Origin of the sequence: Streptosporangium lutulentum, from assembly GCF_030811455.1 — a bacterium.
GTDB classification, from domain to species: Bacteria; Actinomycetota; Actinomycetes; order Streptosporangiales; family Streptosporangiaceae; genus Streptosporangium; species Streptosporangium lutulentum.
Map to the genome: position 1 here is coordinate 5112224 of NZ_JAUSQU010000001.1, position 16123 is coordinate 5128346.

The 16123-nt window shown below is 66.9% G+C and carries 14 protein-coding genes and 2 pseudogenes; 6 read left to right on the forward strand and 10 right to left on the reverse strand.

Going from position 1 to position 16123, the window contains the following annotated elements; genetic code table 11:
- Window positions 1-106: 106 nt before the first annotated feature.
- Window positions 107-3763, reverse strand: coding sequence for a LamG-like jellyroll fold domain-containing protein (locus J2853_RS22845; RefSeq protein ID WP_307561140.1), 3657 nt, complete (start codon window positions 3761-3763; stop codon window positions 107-109).
- 740 nt (window positions 3764-4503) lie between these two features.
- Here J2853_RS22845 and J2853_RS22850 point away from each other — a divergent pair.
- Together J2853_RS22850 and J2853_RS22855 are read left to right on the forward strand one after the other, a co-directional pair.
- A complete protein-coding gene (locus J2853_RS22850; RefSeq protein WP_307561142.1) occupies window positions 4504-4671 on the forward strand; it encodes a hypothetical protein in 168 nt (55 codons plus the stop codon).
- Between the two features lie 430 nt (window positions 4672-5101).
- Window positions 5102-5884: an endonuclease/exonuclease/phosphatase family protein gene (locus J2853_RS22855; protein ID WP_307561144.1), complete on the forward strand. Its 783-nt coding sequence runs from the start codon at window positions 5102-5104 to the stop codon at window positions 5882-5884.
- A gap of 32 nt (window positions 5885-5916) precedes the next feature.
- On the opposite strand, the pseudogene J2853_RS22865 reads toward J2853_RS22855, so the two are convergent.
- From J2853_RS22865 to J2853_RS22885, 5 genes and pseudogenes are all read right to left on the reverse strand, one after another.
- Window positions 5917-6976, reverse strand: a pseudogene (locus J2853_RS22865) (methyltransferase).
- 291 nt (window positions 6977-7267) lie between these two features.
- Window positions 7268-7624 carry a hypothetical protein gene (locus J2853_RS22870; protein ID WP_307561148.1) on the reverse strand — a complete coding sequence of 119 codons (357 nt, stop codon included), beginning with the start codon at window positions 7622-7624 and terminating at the stop codon, window positions 7268-7270.
- Window positions 7621-8082, reverse strand: a complete 462-nt coding sequence (locus J2853_RS22875; RefSeq protein WP_307561150.1) for a hypothetical protein — start codon at window positions 8080-8082, stop codon at window positions 7621-7623. Before J2853_RS22875 ends, J2853_RS22870 begins: the two co-directional genes overlap by 4 nt.
- A 226-nt stretch (window positions 8083-8308) precedes the next feature.
- A complete protein-coding gene (locus J2853_RS22880; RefSeq protein WP_307561153.1) occupies window positions 8309-9034 on the reverse strand; it encodes a hypothetical protein in 726 nt (241 codons plus the stop codon).
- A 157-nt stretch (window positions 9035-9191) separates the two neighbouring features.
- Window positions 9192-9716 carry a GNAT family N-acetyltransferase gene (locus J2853_RS22885; RefSeq protein ID WP_307561155.1) on the reverse strand — a complete coding sequence of 175 codons (525 nt, stop codon included), beginning with the start codon at window positions 9714-9716 and terminating at the stop codon, window positions 9192-9194.
- Between the two features lie 97 nt (window positions 9717-9813).
- Between J2853_RS22885 and J2853_RS22890 the strand changes: the two genes are divergently transcribed.
- Both J2853_RS22890 and J2853_RS22895 read left to right on the forward strand, forming a co-directional pair.
- Window positions 9814-11288 (forward strand): IS3 family transposase gene (locus J2853_RS22890; protein ID WP_307557867.1). Its coding sequence is split into 2 segments (ribosomal slippage): window positions 9814-10153 and window positions 10153-11288, totalling 1476 coding nucleotides; the frame shifts between segments, so codons are not numbered across the junction.
- A 286-nt stretch (window positions 11289-11574) separates the two neighbouring features.
- On the forward strand, window positions 11575-12372 hold the full coding sequence (locus J2853_RS22895) for a hypothetical protein (RefSeq protein ID WP_307561156.1): 798 nt from the start codon (window positions 11575-11577) through the stop codon (window positions 12370-12372).
- Between the two features lie 89 nt (window positions 12373-12461).
- Here the strand turns inward: J2853_RS22895 and J2853_RS22900 are convergent, their stop codons facing one another.
- Window positions 12462-12704: a hypothetical protein gene (locus tag J2853_RS22900; protein WP_307561158.1), complete on the reverse strand. Its 243-nt coding sequence runs from the start codon at window positions 12702-12704 to the stop codon at window positions 12462-12464.
- Between the two features lie 170 nt (window positions 12705-12874).
- On the opposite strand from J2853_RS22900, the gene J2853_RS22905 reads away from it, so the two are divergent.
- Window positions 12875-13192, forward strand: a complete 318-nt coding sequence (locus tag J2853_RS22905; RefSeq protein ID WP_307561160.1) for a hypothetical protein — start codon at window positions 12875-12877, stop codon at window positions 13190-13192.
- Between the two features lie 30 nt (window positions 13193-13222).
- Here J2853_RS22905 and J2853_RS22910 read toward each other — a convergent pair whose 3' ends face one another.
- A complete protein-coding gene (locus J2853_RS22910) occupies window positions 13223-13606 on the reverse strand; it encodes a hypothetical protein (RefSeq protein ID WP_307561161.1) in 384 nt (127 codons plus the stop codon).
- Window positions 13607-13742: 136 nt separating this feature from the next.
- Here J2853_RS22910 and J2853_RS22915 point away from each other — a divergent pair, with 136 nt between their 5' ends.
- Window positions 13743-15014 (forward strand): IS256 family transposase, encoded by a 1272-nt coding sequence (locus J2853_RS22915; RefSeq protein ID WP_307568683.1) that lies wholly within the window; start codon window positions 13743-13745, stop codon window positions 15012-15014.
- Here J2853_RS22915 and J2853_RS22920 read toward each other — a convergent pair.
- Window positions 14956-15390: pseudogene (locus tag J2853_RS22920) on the reverse strand (transposase); the annotation flags it as partial. The gene J2853_RS22915 and the pseudogene J2853_RS22920 sit on opposite strands and share 59 nt — an antisense overlap.
- A 358-nt stretch (window positions 15391-15748) precedes the next feature.
- Window positions 15749-16108: a nucleoside triphosphate pyrophosphohydrolase gene (locus tag J2853_RS22925; protein WP_307561163.1), complete on the reverse strand. Its 360-nt coding sequence runs from the start codon at window positions 16106-16108 to the stop codon at window positions 15749-15751.
- Window positions 16109-16123: the final 15 nt, after the last annotated feature.

Here is a 16123-nt window from a genome sequence, read left to right on the forward strand (position 1 = left end):
GCCGGACTCATGACCCAACTCCTGAAGAGGACAAAAAGAAAGAACCAGCTGATCAACCGGGAGAAACCAGAGGTGCGGGGACCGGGGTGCCGGTCCCCGCACGCCGTCAGTCGCCGATGACTGCGTCGATCTGGTCGGAATCGGACATGGCGCCCACCCAGAGCCTCAGATCGGTGATCCGCGCCGGCAGGAAGTGGCCCCAGGCAGTTACACTGAACCCCTTGCCGACCGCGAAGTCACCGGATCCGGCCAGCGCGGTGTACGCCAGGTCGAGGTCGTTCTGCTCGTGGCCGATGTAGAGCCGCACGACGGGCCCGTCGGGTGCCAGGGCGTCGTAGACGCCGGTCAGCCTGACCGGGCTCTGCAGGCTCGCCGAGGCGTCGGAGCTCACCCAGCTCTTCGTGCCGTCCTTGTTGACCCGGCCGAAGCGCCAGAAGCCGACCGGGACGGTGACCTCGTTGCCGTCGTCGTCGAGCTGCGTCTCCTTTCCGGTCAGCTCGAACCAGACGCCCCATGAGGAGCCGTCCGCGGTGCGCTGACCGGCCACCTGGCCGACGGATCCGACCGGCATCGCGAGAACCTTGTCCTGGTCGAGCTCGGCCTTCATGGTCACCGTGAACGAGCCGGTGTCGTCGACGACCGAGCCCGCGGTGGTGGCCGCGTCGTCCTTGCCGTCCAGCACCAGGGCCTCGCCGTCCAGCGACGCGCCGCCGGCCGGCGTCAGCGAACGGCCGTAGCCGGAGAGCGAGTCGGGCAGCACCGTTCCGGTGACGCCCGCGGGGTTCCAGTCCGCCACCAGCTCCACGTCGTTGCGCCCCGAGGCGGCGGACTCCGACCGCGCCTCCGACGCGACCTCGTCCGGGGTCAGGACCCGCTGCCAGGCGGCGACCTCGTCGATGGAGCCGGGGAAGTAGTGCTGGAAGACGTTGGCCCACTTGTAGCGGCCGATCTCCAGCGGACCCGTCGCGGACCACGAACCGGGAGCCGTGGCGGTGCCCTGCGGCACGCCGTTGACGTAGAAGTTCAGTTTCTGCGTGGCCGGGTCATAGGTGCCGGTCAGGTGGGTCCAGGCGTTCACCTGGGCCATGTTGTTCTTCGCGCAGACCCCGAGGTACGCCTTGCCCGTATCCGCGTCCTTGTCCTTGACCCCGAAGCACCAGGACCGAACGTCCGTCTTGTACCAGAGGAGGAAGGGACTGTACCCTCCGGCGCCGTCCTGCGACATCACGACGCCTTCCGCGCTCGTCTTGTCGAGCCGCGCCCAGGCCGCGACCGTGTAGGCGGAGCGCGTCTCCAGCACGGGTCCCGAGGTCGCCGCGTATCCCGACGTGCCGTTCAGGCTCATCCCCTTGTCGGTCCGCGGGGCGGTCAGCGGCCGGCCGCCGTCGTCGTACCAGAGCTCGCCGCGGCGTCCTCTGTCGGTTCGCACGGCACCGGTGGAAAGCGTGGCGGTATGGCCCGCCGTGCCGGACGCGTTGAGGGCGACGCCGGAGTCCTCGTTGAAGTGCCACCTGCCGACAGGGCCCGCTCCCGCGGCGACCAGGAAGTCGACGACGGTGGTGGCGCCGTATCGGCCCACGTTGTCCTTGGCGCGTACGTACAGGCTGTAGGTGCCGGCGGCCTGAGGAGTGATCACGGGCCGGACCGTGGAGCCCGCGATCGGCGCCGACCAGGTCGGGGTGGTGGACGCACGATACTCGTACGACACGTTGTTGGCGTCACCGGACGCCGGCGCGAACGTGAAGGTCGCGCTCTGCCCCGGACCTCCCGCCGGCACGCAAGCCGTGGTGGTGCACGCGGTGTACGGGGCGCCGAGCGTGACCACGGGGGCCTTCGGCGCGGTCGGGTCGACCTTGAAATAGCAGTAGCCGGTGGTCGAGCCGTTCGAGGGACCGGGCAACTGCTTGGTGTAGTTGCTGTAGTACGAGCGCGTCCACGATCTGTAGCGGTACAGCACTCCTTCGGCGAGCGTCGGCGTCGACGCGGTCACCTTGGTGTTGTCGGCGATGTGTCCGGTCGTCGGCCGTTCCATGGTGGTGAAGGCGTCCGGCCAGGTGCCGTCGGCGTTCTTCTTGTCGACGTCCATCGCCGCCCGCAGCATCGCCCCGGACTCGCCGCCCGCGACGGTCTGCGGGATGGACGCCAGGGCGGGCGTGGGGTCGGAGACGATCGCAGGCGCCGACTCCTTGGTCTCACAGACCGTGCCCGTACCGACCACGAGGCCGATGCCGGTCGGCTTCGCCGGCAGCCCCACGTAGTCCACGGCCAGCACGGCGTCGTTCCTGAACCGTTTCCAGGCCGCGGTGTCGCCCTCGTCGTGCGCCCGCAGCTCCAGCGTGAGCTTGGCGAACTTACCCGCGGCGAAGTCCTTCACGGTCGGGGTCAGGTTCTCGTTGGTCTCTTCGGGGTTGTCCCTGAAGTCGATGGGCGCGCTCGGCTGGTCCGGGTCGCACGACGAGCCACGGCCCGCCGACACGTTACGGTCGCCCATCATGTCGAGGGCCTTGGGCTTGCTCGACCAGGTCGTGGACGACGTGAAGTTGTTCGTACGGCTCAGGTCGACCCACCGGGGAGAGCACTGGAACGCCCACGGCTCGGTGACGCGGAACGTCGCGCTCAGCACCTGCTTGCCCTTGAGGCTGGCGGGCGAGAACTGGAAGTACAGCCGCTGGGTGTAGCCGGGCCCGCAGTAGTAGCCGTTCCAGGTGCCGCAGCGGCCGGCGCCCTCGCCCTGGTTGTTGCTGCCGTTGCCCCAGTTGTACGACTTGTAGCCGTCCGAGCGCAGCAGCGTCCGGTCGGTCTCGCCCCAGGTGACGGTCGGGTCGATGTAGACGGGGTAGGCGGCTTCGTCCTTCTGCTGGAGCAGCGTGACGTCGGGGACGAGGGTGAGCTTGTCCTGGCCGACCTCGATGGGCAGCTCGGCGTGCCCGGCCCCGGGGGCCGGGCCGTCGGCGGCGTCTCCCTCGCCCGCGGTGGCGGCGGTGTCCTGCGGGGCCGCCTCTTGCGGGGCCGCGTCCTGCGAGGTCGCGGCGTCATTCGGGGCCGCGGTCGACCTGCGCCCGGCGAGCGGCGAGGAGGGCTCCTCCGTCGCGCCGGCCTGGCCCGCGGCGATGTCGCCGGTGGAGTCCCACATGGCGGCGGGCGGCGAGGAGAAGACCTCGGTGGCGTTGCCGTCGGTTGCGGACATGCCGCCGTCCTCGGTCTCCTCCACCTTCAGCCCGGACGACGTGACCCCGTACTCGATCCGCTTGAGGGCGGGGTTGTTCGCGGCCTCCGGAGTCTTGACGACCAGAACCTGACGGAAGCCCTCGGTCGTCGCGGTCATCCTGAGGTCGACGTCCGGCAGCACATCGCGGTAGGTGGCATTCGGCCCGTCCAGCACCGGGACCGGCAGACTCTGCGGCCATCCCAGCGCGAGGGTCCGGCCGTCGCGGGTCAGCTTCACCAGCTGAGTGCCGTCGCCGCCTCCGGAGAAGGAGACCCCCACGGCTGCGGCCACCGGTCCCACGCTTCCGTCGGCGCGCCGCTCAAGCGTGTCGTCGGGCGCCGTCCACGCGCCATCCACTCCCTTGACCCGAACGGGCACGGTCGACTGCTCCAGGTGGAACGAGTCGCCGTCGGGATTGGCATACGTGGTGGTGAACTCGGTCCGGGCCGCGGTCACCTCGACCGGCTCCCCGGTCCTGGCCGCATCGCGCGACGCCTGCTGCCACTCGCCGAGCCGGCCGTCGCCGGACTCGGCGTGCCTCCCGGGTGACGCCATCGCTACCGAGGGCGCCCCTGCCCCTAACAACGCACCCACCACGATCACGGCAGCGGTTGTGCGCCACCCCCGGAGGCCGGGACACCTTAACATATGTTGTCTCCAGGATTGACGACATTTTCAAGATCGCCACATCCTGACACTTGGCATCAGTTCACGTCAATAAACAGTTCAAGCCCATTCATGTAAGTAAGCGTTAATACCGCCTCAGGCCGCCCACGGAGTGTCTGCCATGGCGAACGGTCCAGACATCCACGTCCACTCTCCTCCGCACGGATGCCTTTGAAGCACCGGAGACTGTCTCGGTACCGGGCTCCACGGTGTACGGGCTCCCGCACCACTGACGGTGGAAATAATCTATATACAGACAAATACATATTAAGGGTGCCAAAGCTGCATAAGAATGTATTTTTTCGCCTGACGCCGACCACACGGTCCTCATGGCGCCTGGCGGTACCCATGGGGGCGAATACACGCACATACAAGTTCGCGCCCGGTACGGCGCTCCTGGACGCGGCCGCCAAAGGACAATCGGAGATCCTCCTCAAGGACCTGGCGGTGCCGTACGCGATGAGGCCGGTGCGACATCTCGGTCAGGCACCACAGGCGCCATCGGCAGTGGTGACAGGAGCATCGGACCTGCTCGCGGTGGCCTGGGCGAGAGGCCGCGGAAGCGCTCGCAGGCGAGATCGTCCACCGCTGATCCGCGCCGGCCCGTTCAGAGCTTCACGGGCAGCGCCTTGAGGCGCCATGCGCCCGGGTTCAGGTCGCGTTCGAGGTCGTCGCCGTCGACTCCGGCCGAGGAACTGATCGGGATCCTGCTGACCCAGCGGCACATGACCTCCCCGATGCCACCCGCCGTGATCCGCGACTTCTGGACCTGCGCCTACCAGGCCATCGACGACTGACAACGGCCACCTTGCCGCCGACCAGGAGCAGGCCAACGCGGAGCGCCACGAGCAGGGCAAGGGCGTACGACGAGTGACGGCCATTCCCGGCGACGAGATGTGGCCAGAACACCTTCAGGATCAACATTCCCGGCTCTTGGCGCCGAGGTTATTCTCCACGTACCAGGACGTCCCGGTCAGCACGGTCACGGGAAGGAGAAGTCGGCCGGGAAGCGTGGAGAGCAATCGCGCGGATACCTCGCGATGGGCATCGGACCGATCGATCGCGGCGTACAGCACGCCGGTATCGGCAAGTCAACCATCACAAAAGACGATCTGACCCTTCCCGAAGCAGTTCGTCATGCCGTTCGGAAATATCGCCGCGTCCGGAGGCTCCCAGGCCGATAAACGACCTATACGGGCAGTCACGATATCCGTAAGATCTCTGGGCATGCGTATGACAAGAGGGATTTATGTGATTACGGCGGTCGTGCTCGCCGTCACCTCCGCCATACCCGCCGCTGCCCAGGCTGCCACGCAGCTCGTCGTCCTCGACTGGAACATCCGCGGCGAGAGCGCCGACATGAAGGCCATCGCCAAGGTGATCCGCGACAGCGGCGCCAACATCGTCACACTCCAGGAAATCCACCGCAGGCCGAACGCCGACCAGGTGAAACAACTGGCCGATGAGCTCGGCTGGGACATCACCGCCAACGCCCACTTCGGGGCGGGCGACAACGTCGGCCCCTGCGACGACCCGCAACCCGGCAACGCGGGCAACGCGATCCTGTCCTCGTTCAAGATCGTCGAACGCGTGACGGTCCCGCTCACCGACTTCACCACCTGCCCCGTCAACCGCTCCATGGCCGGGGCGAAGCTTGCCCTCGGCGGCACTTCGACGATCACGGTGTTCAGCACCCACCTGTCCCCTGGCCTGTCGCAGACCTCGGTCAGCCGCCGGGAGGCTCAGGCCGCAAAGGTGCTGGGCTACTTCGGCTCCAGATCCCAGCTGATCCTCACCGGCGACTTCAACGCCAAGCCCACGGACGCGCTGTCGAAGCGATTTGTGAGCGCAGGCTGGGTGGACACCGGCGCCAGGTACGCGAACAAGCCCACCCACGGTAGCGCCCGCATCGACTACATCTACACGAAGGGAGTCACCACTACCAGCGGCTCCGTACTGTCGACCACTCTGTCCGACCACAGGCCGATCATCATGAGAATGACCCGCTGAGTTCGCGGACCCGAGGTCGGTGTGAGCAATCGTCAGGTGTCGGCGGTGGCCGGGACGCACTCGAGGATGGTGTGCCGCGCCGGGATGTCGTGCACGGCGGCGACCCGCAGCCCGGCGGCCGCGGCCAGCGACCGGTAGTCGTCGATGGTCCGTTCGCGGCCGCCGCTCAGGACCAGCATCCGCAGGTTCATCTCCGCGAACATGGCCGGATCGGCTTCCAAGCTACCGAGCGACTCGAGGATCAGCACCCGACCGCGCGGGCCCGCCGCGGCGGCGCAGCGGCGCAGGATGGCGGTCGCCTCGGCGTCGGTCCAGTCATGCAGCACACGGTTGAGCACGTACGCGTCGGAGCCGCCGGGCAGTTCGTCGAAGAAGCTCCGCCCGACCGTCTCGCACCGGTCCGCCAGCCCGCGCCCGGCCAGGTACCGCTGCGCGTGACGCGGTGTCCGGCAGGTCGATCAGCACACCGCGCAGGCCGTCGTGGCGCAACAGCAGCTCGGCCAGCAGCGCCCCGGTACCGCCGCCGACGTCGGCCATCCGGGTCAGCGCCGACCAGTCGTAGCCCTCCGACAGCTCGCGGTACGCGGCGTTGGCCGCCATCGTCGCGTCGAAGGACGCGCTCAGCTCGGGGTTGGCGTCGAGATAGTGCCAGAACGGTGCACCGAATACCGCCGGCCAAGCCGGCTGCCCGGTCCGTACCGTGTCCGCCAGGCCGGTGAAGGCCAGGTCCATCCGGCCGCCGAACCCGTCCAGGTCCAGCCACCGCCACACCGCGGACGGGTGGTCTCGGCGCAGCAGGGCCGCCGTCCCGTTCACCGCGAACGTGCCGGGCCGGGGCTCGACGAACACATCGCGGCTGACCAGATGGCGCAGCAGCCGGCCCAACGCATCCGGGTCGGCGCCGGCCCGGGCGGCCAGGTCGTCGATGTCCGAACCGTCCTCGTCCATCAGATCGGGCAGCCGCAGGGTCACGGCCACCCGGAGCGCCATCGGGGTCACCAGGTCCATCAGCGGCGTCAGGGCCCGCCATGCGGTGGGCCCGTCCAGCGCGGCGCCGCCGGTCGTCGCGGTCGTCTCGTCGTTGCTCGTCATGCGCGCCTCCCGCCCATATTGTGCGCGATGGTATCGGCCACGGCTTGGACGAATCGGACTTCATTCTTCCCGGCCGCGCGCAATGTGAATCGCCTCGGCTGTCTGGCGTTACTGCCCAGGCAATCCCGTCGTCGCCCGCGCGGCAACCGGAAGACCGCCGACGAACACACCCTCCCCCACTCCGGCTCAGAAGCAGGAACCACACCCGTCACAAGCCGGCCTCAACCTGACGGAACCCGTCCACGACTTCGATGCCGGAGACACCGGGTGGCGTCGGTGCGGTGGTCGGGTTCAGCCGTCGGTGTCCTTGGGATGGCGGGTGGAGGCATAGACGAGATAGACGGTTCGCCGAGCCTCGTCAACGAGGTAGCGCACCCGGCCACCTGCGGTGACCTCGTACTCCCACTGCGGATACTCGCGACCGCCCAGTGTCCCGGTGGCAAGACGTCCGCGCAACCGGTGCTGCCGGTCGGGATCTTCCTGCGACAGCGGGGCGTCGCGCAACGCCTCAAAGCAGCGCCGGGTGTTGCCCACGGCCTCGGAGCACAGATCAACCCATCCCTTGGCAGCCTCACTGGTGGCGAACCGCAGATGCCACTCATCCCCGATCGGTGGCGGGGCAACGGCGTCGCCACGCTTGGGACTCACAGCACGACCACCTCGCCGTGATCCTCATCGGGCAGCGCACGGGTGAGCTGCGCGGTCAACGCGGGATCGGCCAGGACCCGGGCGGTGGCACGCCATTCGACGATGACCTGATGCAGGGTGGCGTGGACGTCCAGATCGACCGCGTCTCGCGTAGCCTCGACCAGTTCTTGGACGAACTCCTGCGTCTCGTCCAAGGAAAGGTGACGGACCCACGGGAAGACCGCGGGTAAAGCGTGCAGGATCGCCCGAACGCCCTCGTCACTGGCAAGGAGCGCGGCGACCATGCGGGCCGCGACGTCCGCGGTTTCCTCCCGTTGCCGATCATGCCGCGCCGTGGAGATGAATAGGTCTTCTCCGTCGCGGCGCTTGACGTGCACTCGATGAACCCGATCAAGGGTCTCGGCGACACGCTTGGAGTGCTTCGACAGATCGGAGAACGGGACCGTCGGTGTAACCATGCTGCATGGTACTTCGGAACACATTCCGAAGTAAAGGACTCCTGCGCTCACTCACGTTCCCCAGACACCTGGACGTCCTCAATGCGAAGTTCGGTACGGATGCTCCATTCGCTGCCTCCCTTCAACCCTTGTCGAGTGGATTCGGCGTCGAACAGACCCAGCAGCGCCCCTTCGTCCCGACTGGAGGATATGAGTGGTCTCCAGCGGGATCCAGAAACACCTGAAGTCACCCCACAGGCGCATTCGGGTAGCCGATTTCGGTGATGTCCTTGACGAGTTCGACCATGTTGATCTTGGGGTTAAGGGCTTGGACGACCTTGTCGGAGAGCGGCCTCAAGGCGTAGACGTGCTCGATCGCGTCGAGGGGCGTCTTCGTTTCGAAGTAGTCGGACGCGAAACTCCGGTACGCCCCGGCTGAACGATCGGTGAGCAGAGCGAACAGCCAGTCGGCCCCGTCCGGATCCGGACGACGATCCGGGAACTCGATCTCACCGGTGCACCATCGGATGCCGGAGGTGGTTCGCCAGAGACAGGCGGTGACGCTCGGCGTACCCTCCATCATGAACGCGGGCTCGTTCATCTGGGCCTGGAAGACCTCGGGAACCGCGTCGATCACACCGGGCCACAACTCCCCGTCTTCATGAGCCCACGGGCTCATCGGGGACTCGTGATCGAAGCCCCGGATATAAACGCCGGCGTCGGAGAAGACGATGGAGTATTCATCGCCTGAGCCATTGCTCATCGAGGCCATCTCCTCCGCTGACGCCCAGTGCGCGTCGTAGGAGTGGTAACGGTATTCCCGCTCGGGGCTGAGGATGGCGTTCAGCATGGCCAGTGCTCGGCAATGAGCCCTCAGAACAGGGACTTCAGGTAGCTGCGCGGCAACCTCGTACACGGTCATCCCGACATTCAAGCCCAAGGCCGTTCTTCCCAGACTGAAGGTTGTCGTCAACTTCGATGAGCCGATATCCCCCGGTCCCCGAGAGGGCGGAACGATTCACGAGAAAACCCAGCTTCCATGACAGGTCGAGGGACTCGCAGGCGGTGGCCGCTGAACAACCACGCCGCCGCACGAGACCGATGACCGGGATCGCGCAGGTCATGGCCGCTTACTGACCCACCGGAGGTGGATCGTCCCGTAGCCTGCTGTACATCCAGCCGTCGCGCCACTGGCCGTCGCGGAACTCCACCGCGCGCAGGACGCCCTCCAGCGTGAAGCCGGCCTTCTCCAGTGACTTCTGTTCCGCGATGTTCTCCGGGTGGGTGGCCGCCTCAACGCGCTGGGCCGGAGTATGGGTGAACAGGTAGTCGCACAGCATTCCCTGCGCGCGCCAGCCGACACCGCGCCCGCGCCAGTCAGGGAGCAGGGCGATCCCTATCTCCCAGTATCGGGAGAACCCGCACCCTCGCGCCGACCAGCTCATGAAGCCCGCCGCCGTACCGTCGACCTCGACGATGACCCTGCTGTCCTCCTCGCCCAGATACCCGTCGACGGCGAAGCGCCGCGCCGGTGCCTGAGCATCGCGAAACCCCATCCAGTCCAGGCCGACCAATCCCGGCTCCACGGCGAAACGCCGGAACATGGCGAGATCGTCTTCGGCCGCTGGACGCAGTCGTATCCCAAGGGCGCTCACCGCGCCACCTCCCTGCGATCCCTCCCTGCCAAAATGGACAGAGGTAGCAAGTAGGCATAAAACTCTGTATCGAGGGCGGGGAAGGAGACATCCCTTCGTGGAAGCAAGCAAGCTGGATCCGCAAATCCCTGACCCGCAGGTGCGTGAGCGGGCTGCGGTCCGCCGATACACCGCGGCCTACAAGGCCCGGATCCTGGCGGAGTACGACCAGCTCGACAAGGCCGGCAAGGGCGCGCTGATGCGCCGGGAAGGCCTGTACTCGTCGTTGATCTCCAGTTGGAAGACAGCCCGAGACCATGGCGCGAGCGAGGCTCTGGCCCGGCCGGTCGGCCGCCCCAAGGCCGATCCACGCGATAAGAAGATCGACACGCTGGAGGGCGAGGTTGAGCGGCTGCGCGCCGAACTCGACAAGACCCGCCAAGTGATCGAGGTGCAGGGAAAGCTCTTCGCGCTGCTGGATCAGTTCGCCACCGGCAGCGAGGCACCGACGGGCCGGGGCGAGCAGTGACCGAGATCATCGAAACCGCCCAAGCCGAGGCGATTGAGGAACTGACTCCGTTGCTTGGGCGGCGCAACGCGTGCGCGGCGGCCGGAGTGCCACAGGCCAACTGGTATCGCAAGAACCGCACCAGCCCCGCCCCGGACCGGCCGAGCATCCCGCGCACGCCGCACCCGGCCGCGCTCTCGCACGGTGAGCGCGAGCGCATCCGCACCGTGCTGAATGAGCGGTTCGCTGACGCGGCCCCGGCCACGGCGTACTTCACGCTGCTGGACGAGGGCACCTACCTGGCATCCGAATCCACCATGTACCGGATCCTGCGCGAACACGGCGAGGTCGGCCGCGATCGGCGCCGTCAGGCCACCCACCCGGCCAAGACCATCCCCGAGCTATTCGCCGACGCCCCGAACCGGGTGTGGGCCTGGGATATCACCAAGCTACGCGGCCCGCACAAGGGCATCTGGTACCACTTGTACACGATCATCGACATCTACAGCCGTTGCGTGGTCGGCTGGATGGTCGCCTCCCGCGAGTCGGCCGCGCTGGCCAAGCGGCTGATCGCTCAGACCATCATCAAGCAGAAGGTCAACCGTGACGCCCTGACCCTGCATGCCGACCGCGGCAGCTCGATGAAGTCCAAGACCGTCGCCGAGTTGCTCATCGACCTGGGCGTGGCCAAGTCGCATAGTCGCCCCAAGACATCCAACGACAACCCGCATATCGAGGCGAGCTTCAAAACGCTCAAGTACTGTCCGGCCTTCCCAGGCCGGTTCGGCTCGATCGAGGACGCCCGCGCCTTCTGCCAGGACTTTTACACCTGGTACAACCAGGAGCATTACCACTCCGGGATCGGCTACCACCACCCGGCTGACGCGCATTACGGTCGCGCTGCCGCCGTCCGAGACCGCCGCGCCCACGTCCTGGCCACCGCCCAAGCCGCCCACCCCGAACGCTTCGCCAGCGGCGGCGCCCCCACCCCTCCCAACCTGCCCGGCCCGGCGTGGATCAACAAACCCAAACAGGACCAGACGGACGAGCAGAAGGACACACCAGAGAAGCCGACACAGAATTAGCCCAGCTCAACTGCCTTGATCAAATTGACAGGTTCCGGATCCGTTCGTCAGCGCATGATCACGTCACTGGCCTGGACTTTACCTCGCGAGATCCGGGAGCGCGGACGACCTTCCACGGTCTCCTCCCCCGGCGGGTGGGCGATCACCCTTAACCCTGTTGCACCAAGATCAAATTTAGGGCATCGTGCTCACCGCCGCCGACGAGCACACAGCTCCCTACGTGGCAGAGTCCGAGCCTGCTCGGCTTCGCACTCATAGAGGCTCGCGACACCCAGGAGGTCACACGGTGAAACAGGACTGGCTGAACGAGGTGGACCGGGTGTTCGCGACGGTGCCGCCATTGGATCGCGAAGTCGGCGGCTGCACCCGCTGTCACGCCGAGGAGGACCTGCGCATGCTCGGCGGCGATCCCGCGGTCATCTCCGACGAGCTCGTCGAGAGCTTCATGGGAGAGGTCGTCGACCACTGGGACGAGGACCAGTACCCGCTGCTGTGGCGTCGCCTGATGCCTCGCGTCCTGCGCTACCTGGCGTCGGACGCTCCAGCCGGTGACCCGGCCCGCGAGCTTCGCGGCCTGGCCTCCTACGGCGCCGGCTTCGTCGACTGGCCCGCACCCGAGCGAACAGCGACCGAGCGAGCCTTCGCCGCCCTGCTCACCGTGGCCCTCACCGACGGACGGCCCGCCGAATGCGTCGCCGGGCTCGTGGAGGGTCTCGCCCACGCGATCGGAGATCTGCGCCCCTGGCTGGACCGGCTCGCGGATCTGCCGGGTCATGAGGCCGACGCCGGACTGGTACGGCTGGCCTGTCACTGGTCAATCAACATGTTGTGGGAAGAGGACCTGTTCACCTGGTGGTACGACGGAGACCCTCAGGTTCTGGTCGATTGGTTGCCCACCCAACGTGACCGCATCGCCTCCTTCGCCACGAAGCATCGATGTAAGACCGCCGCCGACACGGTTGTCGCCATTGACCGGCTCCGGGCGGGCGAGCCGAGCCCCTGGTTCTACCACGGGGCCGAAGACTTCTTCATGCGAGACCTGGACCCGAAAGTGCGCCAGAGCGTCGTGTGGGCGGCGAGCTGAGTTTCGACACCTACGCGCGGATACCTCGTGATGGGCATCGGATCGATCAATCGCGGCGTACAGCACGCCGGTATCCAGCAAGGTAACCGTCACGAAGGACGATCCAACCCTTCCCAAAGCAGTTCGTCATGCCGTTCGGAAACATCGCCACGTCCGGAGGCTCCCAGGCCGATAAACGACAGCTCTCGTCGCGTGGTTTCAGGGTCCGGAGCCTCGACGAACCTGGCGAGTTCCGGATCGGACTCCACCAGCAAGCGCAGACGCCGCACCCCGGCTGGAGGAAGCCGATCGACAAGGTGATGCATGTCCTCGTGGTCATAGGCAGCGGTCATGTCTCCGAGCGTACGTGCCATCCGATCTCGAGACCGGATCTCCGCAGGTTATACCGGGTAAGGGTCAATGTCGGTCTTAGCTTCGCTTTTAACCCGGTGACGGGTGGTGCTCGACGTGGAACGGCCACCGCGCGATGCTCCGAGTACGACCAAGTGCCCGGAGGTGTGTGGTGGCCGTCGTTTCGAGTGTGCTCTTACCGAACCCATCTCGCCAAGGGCTGGCCCGCCTGGCGGTGTTCCGGCAGGAGCTGATGGGCTGCTTCACCCACCGGCCGGATGCGCTGTTCGAGCTCGCCGATGCCGTGCCGGCCGCCGGGCCGGTGCTCTCATTGCCGCACCTGTCGCTGGATCCGCTGCACCGCCGCGGACACGGCAGCGTGTATGCCGCGCTGGCCAAAGGGCAGATCAACACCGGCACCCTGCGAGATCTGCTGGCCAGACAGTTGGATCAGCGGCCTGCGGTGTTCGCCATCAACGTCAGCTGCTGAGCGCGCAGCGATCCGGGTTAAAAGCGAAGCTCAGCGCTGCCCGGGTTGAGCCTGCGGGGGCATCTGGGTCGGCCACTGGCTGGGCGGGGCAGCGGGCGCATGGGGTGGCTGCCCCGAACCGAAGGGCGCCGGGGGGAAGGAGACCGGGGCGGCAGACGGCGAAGCCCGGACCGAGTCCCGGCTGCGGGCCCCCACCGCAACGGAGACGCCCGCGATCTCGAGAGCGAGCCCGCCCATGCCGAGGAGGATCGGGGTCTGCACGCCGTCCTCGGTGCTGCAGATCTGCACCGGCTCCTTCCCGATTTTCGTGGCCCGGCATTGCCACCCGGTGGCATCGTCCATGTCCCACAGGGCGGCATAGCCAAGTACGGCAAAACCGGAGACCATCAGGAGAATCTGCAAGGTGCGAGCCATCGGCGACAGAGCAATGATCGAAACCTGTGGATCTGCCGGGGAGGGGTGTACCTTCCCGGATCATCCGATGATGGTTTCGAGATAAGGCCGACGTTGGCGCGTCGGTCGGGAAGGCACACCCGTGCCGCTCACCGTAGTGCCCGAACCGCCCGCTGACGACAGCTCATCGACGGCCGCCGCCTCCTCGTTGATCGATGAGATCGTCCGTGAGGGCGCCCGTAAGATGCTGGCCGCCGCGTTGCAGGCCGAGGTGGACGCCTACATCGCCGCCTTCGCTGACGAGCGCGATGCGGCCGGTCGCCGTCTGGTGGTGCGTAACGGCTCCCATCAGCCGCGCGAGATCCTCACCGCGGCCGGCGCGATCGAGGTCACGGCCCCGCGCGTCAACGACAAGCGCATCGACGAGCAGACGGGTGAGCGTCAGCGGTTCTCCTCATCGATCCTGCCGGCCTGGGCGCGTAAGACCCCGCAGGTCAGCGAGGTGTTGCCGCTGTTGTACCTGCACGGCCTGTCCTCGGGCGATTTCATCCCCGCGCTGGGCCAATTCCTCGGCTCGACCGCGGGCCTGTCCGCGCCGGTGATCACTCGTCTGACCGAGACCTGGAAGGGCGAGCAGCGCGCGTTTGCCGCCCGCGACCTGTCCGGCGCCGACTACGTCTACCTGTGGGTCGACGGCATCCACGTCAACATCCGGCTGGAGGAGCACAAGCTGTGCCTGCTGGTGATGATCGGGGTGCGCGCTGATGGCCGCAAGGAACTCGTCGCGCTGAGCGACGGCTATCGGGAGTCGGCTGAGTCGTGGGCCGATCTGCTGCGCGATGCCAAAAGGCGCGGGATGCGGGCGCCGGTGCTGGCGATGGGGGACGGTGCGCTGGGGTTCTGGTCCGCGCTTCGGGAGGTGTTTCCGCAGGCCAGAGAGCAGAGGTGTTGGTTTCACAAGATCGCTAATGTGCTGGGGGCGCTGCCGAAGTCCGCTCACCCCGCAGCGAAGAAGGCCCTGGCCGAGATCTGGAACGCCGAGGACAAAGACCATGCCCAGGCCGCGGTCAAGGGCTTCCAGGCCGCCTACGGCGCCAAGTATCCCAAGGCCGTGACCAAGGTGGTCGACGACCTCGAGGAGCTGCTCGCCTTCTATGACTTCCCGGCCGAGCACTGGGTGCACCTACGCACGACCAACCCGATCGAGTCGACCTTCGCCACCGTCCGGCACCGCACCAAGGTCACCAAGGGGCCCGGCTCACGCGCTGCCGGGCTGGCCATGGCGTTCAAGCTGATCGAGTCCGCCCAGGCCCGCTGGCGCGCGGTCAACGCCCCTCATCTGGTCGCGCTGGTCCGCGCCGGGGCGACCTTCACCGGCGGCAAGCTCGTCGAACGACCCGACGACCACGTCCCATCCGCAGCCGCTTAAAAGATCTTGATCCACAGGTATTGACGATTGCTCCGGCGACATGGTCCGCCACCATAGTGGTCAGGTGCGCACTTTGCAGCCGAGCAGCCGCAGCCGTTGACTGTGCCTCAGAGAATCCGCCGAGTACGGACAGCAGACGCCTCTCGCCCGGCCCTCGGTCGAGCTGGGAGGAATAGCCGCGGCGGGCGATCAGCGGTTTCACGCCGAGTTCCCGGACCAGACGGCGGTACTTGCCGTGGTCGCCCAGTACCACGTCCAGGCGCCTGCGGGGCCGGCCGCGTTTGCCTCGTACTGGTGGCACTGCCTGGAGGAGCGGGATCAGCTGGGTGACGTCGTTGCGGTTGCCGCCGGTCAGGGTGACGGCGAGCGGGATTCCGGTCCGGATGCCGCTTACGTCCCGGATGCCGAGCCCGACGCTCGACCTTGGGCAACAGCGGCTCGATCACCGCCCACAACTCGTCATCAACATCCCACGGCTTCGGCCGAGCCACCCCACACCCCCAGATCAGCAGTCCTGGAGCGATCCAACCACCTCGTAGATCATTTCGTTAGGAGTTCTTAGCTGTAGCCGCCTCCGGCACTGTGCAACGGATTCAGAGAGGGAAACCGGGAACTCCTCGGTGCCAAGGCTGTGGTCACCAGGCGCTGGAAGGCGTCCCGAGTAGCGTCCATGTCCTGGATCTCCTTGACCGCGATATTGCCGCTCTTGGTGCGGACACACCAGTTGCGATTCATCAAACCCTCGGCGGTTGGGGCGATCTACCAGGGCGTGAACTGGCGCCCTCACGTGACCCCTTATCAAGGTGGATCCGTTCGAGGAAGGCGCCCCGTTCAGCTCGTTTGACCTCCGCTATTTTCTCGATGTCTCGCCACTCATGCCCGTGGACATCAGCGATGGCCCGAAGGACTTCGAGCACATCGGCGATCTCCTCCGCCACCTCGGTCGCCGAAGCCTCGCTGAGCTCTGTCGACTCCTCAAACAGCTTCTCGAGAAGCGCCCTGCGGTAGTCGACCTCACCGAGAACGGTCACCGCCGGGTCTCCGCCGCGCTCGCGAATGATGTCCGGAATCCTGTCTCGCACGAGCTTGCCCATAACCGGTCTCCTCTG

Bases quoted from the DNA above. Each gene is read 5' to 3' on its own strand.
- J2853_RS22845 (WP_307561140.1), bottom strand. From the start codon at position 3,763: ATGGCGTCACCCGGGAGGCACGCCGAGTCCGGCGACGGCCGGCTCGGC.
- J2853_RS22855 (WP_307561144.1), top strand. From the start codon at position 5,102: ATGCGTATGACAAGAGGGATTTATGTGATTACGGCGGTCGTGCTCGCC.
- J2853_RS22875 (WP_307561150.1), bottom strand. From the start codon at position 8,082: ATGGTTACACCGACGGTCCCGTTCTCCGATCTGTCGAAGCACTCCAAG.
- J2853_RS22900 (WP_307561158.1), bottom strand. From the start codon at position 12,704: ATGACCGCTGCCTATGACCACGAGGACATGCATCACCTTGTCGATCGG.
- J2853_RS22910 (WP_307561161.1), bottom strand. From the start codon at position 13,606: ATGGCTCGCACCTTGCAGATTCTCCTGATGGTCTCCGGTTTTGCCGTA.
- J2853_RS22925 (WP_307561163.1), bottom strand. From the start codon at position 16,108: ATGGGCAAGCTCGTGCGAGACAGGATTCCGGACATCATTCGCGAGCGC.